Origin of the sequence: Micromonospora sp. NPDC047753, from assembly GCF_040642735.1 — a bacterium.
Classification (GTDB): Bacteria; Actinomycetota; Actinomycetes; order Mycobacteriales; family Micromonosporaceae; genus Micromonospora.
In genome coordinates this window covers 1-4,691 of sequence record NZ_JBEYSL010000508.1, presented here as the reverse complement: position 1 = coordinate 4,691, position 4,691 = coordinate 1, and the positions used below count along the sequence as shown (strand labels likewise).

General features: G+C 69.8%; 3 protein-coding genes and 1 tRNA gene. 1 reads left to right on the top strand and 3 read right to left on the bottom strand.

Annotated elements, in window-relative coordinates:
* Positions 1–122: 122 nt before the first annotated feature.
* Together ABZ749_RS29695 and ABZ749_RS29690 are read right to left on the bottom strand one after the other, a co-directional pair.
* On the bottom strand, positions 123–2,240 hold the full coding sequence (locus tag ABZ749_RS29695; RefSeq protein WP_357233588.1) for an MMPL family transporter: 2,118 nt from the start codon (positions 2,238–2,240) through the stop codon (positions 123–125).
* A gap of 246 nt (positions 2,241–2,486) precedes the next feature.
* Positions 2,487–2,559 (bottom strand) — tRNA-Asn (locus tag ABZ749_RS29690).
* Between the two features lie 294 nt (positions 2,560–2,853).
* On the opposite strand from ABZ749_RS29690, the gene ABZ749_RS29685 reads away from it, so the two are divergent.
* Positions 2,854–3,258, top strand: coding sequence for a hypothetical protein (locus ABZ749_RS29685; protein WP_269682837.1), 405 nt, complete (start codon positions 2,854–2,856; stop codon positions 3,256–3,258).
* Between the two features lie 64 nt (positions 3,259–3,322).
* Here the strand turns inward: ABZ749_RS29685 and ABZ749_RS29680 are convergent, their stop codons facing one another.
* Positions 3,323–4,330, bottom strand: coding sequence for a sugar phosphate isomerase/epimerase family protein (locus tag ABZ749_RS29680; protein ID WP_355009784.1), 1,008 nt, complete (start codon positions 4,328–4,330; stop codon positions 3,323–3,325).
* Positions 4,331–4,691: the final 361 nt, after the last annotated feature.

Genomic DNA, 4,691 nt, shown 5'->3' with positions numbered 1-4,691 from the left:
GTGGAATACCTGCGTCGCCGTACCGAGGACTTCACCGCGGTCGCCACTCCCGGCGCCGGCAAGACCACCTTCGCCCTGCGGATCGCGGCCGAGTTCCGCCGCCGACGATGACCACATCGGTTTCAGCCAGCACCGCGCGCCTCCCGCTCACCGTTCGCCCGGGACAACCGGCCCGGCCACCAGATCTTCGGCCCGATGTCGTACGCGAGTGCGGGCACCAGCAGCGACCGGACGATGATGGTGTCGATCAGTACCCCGATCGCGACCGCCGTACCCAACTCGACGAGCACCACGAGTGGCAGGACGGCGAGGGCGGAGAACGTCGCGGCGAGCACGATGCCGGCGGAGGTGATCACCCCGCCGGTGACGGCGAGGCCGGCGAGCACTCCGGCGCGAGTGCCGCGCTTGACCGACTCTTCGCGGACGCGGCTCATCAGGAAGATGTTGTAGTCGATGCCGAGCGCGACCAGGAAGACGAACGCGAACAGCGGGAACGACGAGTCCACGCCGGGGAAGTCGAAGACGTGGCGGAACAGCAGCGCGCAGAGGCCGAGGGTCGCCGCGAAGCTGAGCAGCACCGTGGCGATCAGCAGCAGCGGGGCGAGCAGCGCGCGCAGCAGCAGGGCCAGGATGACAGCGATGACCACCAGCACCACCGGGATGATGACGTTCTGGTCGCGCTTCGCGGCGTCCGAGGTGTCCACGTTGATCGCGGTGAAGCCGCCGACCACAGCGTCCGCGCCAGGCACCCGGTGTACGGCCACCCGCAGCTCGCGGATGGTCCGCTCGGCGCCGTCGCTGTCTGGTGGGTCGGCCAGGGTCGCCTCCAGTTGCACCCGCCCGTCGACGACCTTCGGGGCGGCGTTCTCCTGGGGTGGGCCGGTCTGCGGGCCGGCGGTGAGGGGGCGGACATCGGCGACCCCGGGCACGTCCTTCGCCACCTGGGCGACCTGTCGGGCGGTCTGCTCGGTGGTGAAGATGGTGGCCGGGCTGCCGGTGCCGGCCGGGTAGTGCCGGGAGATCACCTCCTGGCCGTCGACGGAGTCGGTGCGCTGGGTGAACAGGTCGGACTGGCCGAGGGTGGTGGCGCCGAGCTGGGTGAGGCCGAGGGTCAGCAGGGCCAGCACGACGGCGGTGCTCAGCCAGATCGGGCGGGCGTGCCGGGCGACGAAGCCGGCGACGCGACTCCAGATGCCGTGTTCGGCCCGAGGGTCGGCCTGGTCGGCTCGGGGTCGTCGGGGCCAGAACGCCCACCGTCCGCCGAGCACCAGCAGTGCGGGTAGGAAGGTGAGCATCACCAGCAGGGTGGCGGCGATGCCGATGGCGGCGACCGGTCCGAGCGCCCGGTTGGAGTTGAGGCTGGACAGCAGCAGGCAGAGCAGGCTGACGATGACGGTGCCGCCGGACGCGATGATGGCCGGCGCGGCGCCCTTCCAGGCGGCCTTCATAGCGTCCCATGGGCGCTCGTGCCGGTGCAGTTCCTCCCGGTAGCGGGCGATCAGCAGCAACGCGTAGTCGGTGCCGGCGCCGAAGACCAGCACTGTGAGGATGCCCTGGGCCTGCCCGTTGAGCTTGACCACGTCCGCGTCGGCGAGCAGGTAGACGAAGACCGAGGCGAGGGCGTACGACATCCCGGCTGCGAGCAGCGGGAAGATCCACAGGACCGGGCTGCGGTAGACGACCAGCAGGATGACCAGCACCACGACCAGGGTGACCAGCAGCAGTGGTCCGTCGATGGCGGAGAAGACCTCGATCAGGTCGGCGAGCAGACCGGCCGGGCCGGAGACGTCCACGGTGAGGCCGTCCCGGTCTCCGCCGGTGATGTCGCGCAGTTGCTCGACGACGGTGCCGATCTCCTCGCCCTCGGCGTCGTCCACCGGTACGACGACCTGGAGTGCCTGGCCGTCCTCGCTCGGGATGGGCGGGGGCAGTGGGGTGACCACTCCGGGGATCTGGGCGAACCGGGCGGCGTCGGCGCTCACCCGTTGCCGGTCCGCGTCGGTGATCCCGGTGGGCCGCTCGTAGACGACCAGAGCCGGGATGGTCTGCCTGTCGACGAACTCGCTGGCGAGGTCCTGGGCTCGGGTCGCCTCGGCGTCGGTGGGCAGGAAGGCGGCGTTGTCGTTGGTGGCGACCTCGCTGAGGCGTCCCGCGTACGGGCCGGACACGCCGCCGATCACCAACCAGGCCAGCACGACCGCCACCGCGATCAGCGTGGCCCTGCCGCCTCGTCCGGACATCCGCCCCTCACACCCCAAGGTTCGACGCGCTCTGAGCGCGGCCACCATCGCCCATCCTGCCGCCCAAACCCGTCGAGGCAGCGCGAATCCGGCATACCGTCAGCGTCGATCAAGGAGTTGTGGTGGTGGATGAAATGCGCAAAGCAGGGTGCAACCGGCACCACAACTGCATGATCGACCCTGCGGATGGGGGCAGATACGAAGAACGCCCGTCGGCCTGGGGCCGACGGGCGTTGGGCGGAGAAGCTCCCCCGATTGGACTCGAACCAATAACCTGCCGGTTAACAGCCGGCTGCTCTGCCAATTGAGCTACAGGGGATCGTGCACCGCCTGACATCGGATCTCGCCGACGCCGTGCGACGGGACAAGAGTACAGGACTTTCCCCGGTGGCGGTCCAGTGGGTTCCACCCCGGCGCCGGTTGATCAAGAGGCGCAGGTCAGGGTCCGCGACGCATTGACAAACAGGGTAAATCGCCATCCCGGCACAACCATGCTTGAGCGGGGAGCAGGATGGGTAGTTAGCTGCGGACAGAGGACGCAGGCGCGAACAGGTCGCCTTCCGACGGGGCAACTCGCCGGGGTGACGGCGCGTCAGGTACGGAAGGAGCCGCCATGCGCGGAAAGATCATGTTTCTTGGCGGGCTGGCTGCGGGATTCGTCCTGGGCGCCCGTGCCGGCCGGGAGAAGTACGAAGAGCTCGTGGTCCGGGGCCGCAAGGTGCTTGACCACCCGACCGTCCAGGAGGCGGCCGGGGTGGCACAGGCCCAGGCCAACAAGCTCTACAGCGAGGGCAAGGACAAGCTCGGCCAGACCAAACTGGGCGAGAAGCTGGGCAACGGCAACGGCAGCACCGGCAAGCAGGAGCTGACCGCCGCCGACGACGCGTTCGCCGGCACGCCCGCCACTGTGGGCGCCAAGGCGGGCACCAGCACGGTCGGCACGACCTCCGGGTCGCCGTCGTCCACGAACCCCCGCACCAAGCCGTCCGGCTCGGGCACGAACGCCAGCACGCTCTGACCAATCGCACGTCGACGGGCCGGTCGCCGCAGGGCGACCGGCCCGTGGTCTGTCCGACGCGCGGTCAGTCCTTGCTGCTGAACGCCGCGTCGAAGGCGGCGCTCGGTGCGTCGAAGGCGAGCCGGCGGACGAACTGCAACGCCTCCGGAGCGCCGACCAGCCGGTCCATTCCGGCGTCTTCCCACTCGACCGAGATCGGGCCGGTGTAGCCGATCGCGTTCAACGCGCGGAAGCAGTCCTCCCAGGGCACGTCGCCGTGGCCGGTGGAGACGAAGTCCCACCCGCGCCGCAGGTCGGCCCAGGGCAGGTGCGAGGCGAGCCGGCCACGCCGGCCATCGCCGGTACGCACCTTCGCGTCCTTGCAGTCCACGTGGTAGATCCGGTCGGCGAAGTCGAAGATGAAGTTCACCGGGTCCAGCTCCTGCCACACGAAGTGCGACGGGTCCCAGTTCAGCCCGAACGCGGGCCGGTTGCCGATCGCCTCCAGCGTCCGCTTCGTCGTCCAGTAGTCGTACGCGATCTCACTGGGGTGCACCTCGTGCGCGAACCGCACTCCCACCTCGTCGAACACGTCGAGGATGGGGTTCCACCGGTCGGCGAAGTCCTGGTAGCCGCGCTCGATCATCGACGGCGGCACCGGCGGGAACATCGCGAGGGTGTGCCAGATCGACGAACCGGTGAAGCCGACGACAGTCTTCACTCCGAGCTTCGCCGCCGCCCGCGCGGTGTCCTTGATCTCCTCGGCGGCCCGCTGGCGAACCCCCTCGGGCTCCCCGTCGCCCCAGATGCGGCCGGGCAGGATGTCCTGGTGCCGCTCGTCGATCGGGTGGTCGCAGACCGCCTGACCGACCAGGTGGTTGGAGATCGTGAAGACCTCAAGGTTGTGCTTCGCGAGGGTTTCCTTCTTGCGCTCGACGTACGAGTCGTCGGCGAGCGCCTTGTCGACCTCGAAGTGGTCGCCCCAGCAGGCGATCTCCAGACCGTCGTAGCCCCACTCGGAGGCGAGCCGGCAGACCTCCTCGAACGGAAGATCGGCCCACTGGCCGGTGAAGAGCGTGATGGGTCGCGCCATTGTCCTTCTCCCCTGATGTGATGGGGATTCCTGTGCGGACCGGGGCGAGGGTGACCGGACGTGCGTGGCACCCGAACGGTCACCGGTGGGTGCGGAGCACACCTGAGCCCGGCGGGTTGCGCCTCCCACCGGGTCACCGGCCACCAGCACGGTCGCCGACCCCCACCCTATTTCCGCAGTACCCCATCGGGGAAGCCCCGCAGTCGGCCGATCATCCGATCATTTCCTCGGGCGCGGGCAGGACAGCCCGTACGGTGAAGCCACCACCGGCACGCGGGCCGGCGGAGAACGTGCCGCCGAGCCGCTCGGCGCGCCTGCGTACCCCGAGCAGACCCCGACCGGCGCCCTGGGTGCCGCCGCC

What these genes read in the sequence shown, in the direction of transcription:
- ABZ749_RS29695 (WP_357233588.1), bottom strand. Translation starts at nt 2,240, where the DNA reads ATGTCCGGACGAGGCGGCAGGGCCACGCTGATCGCGGTGGCGGTCGTG.
- ABZ749_RS29685 (WP_269682837.1), top strand. Translation starts at nt 2,854, where the DNA reads ATGCGCGGAAAGATCATGTTTCTTGGCGGGCTGGCTGCGGGATTCGTC.
- ABZ749_RS29680 (WP_355009784.1), bottom strand. Translation starts at nt 4,330, where the DNA reads ATGGCGCGACCCATCACGCTCTTCACCGGCCAGTGGGCCGATCTTCCG.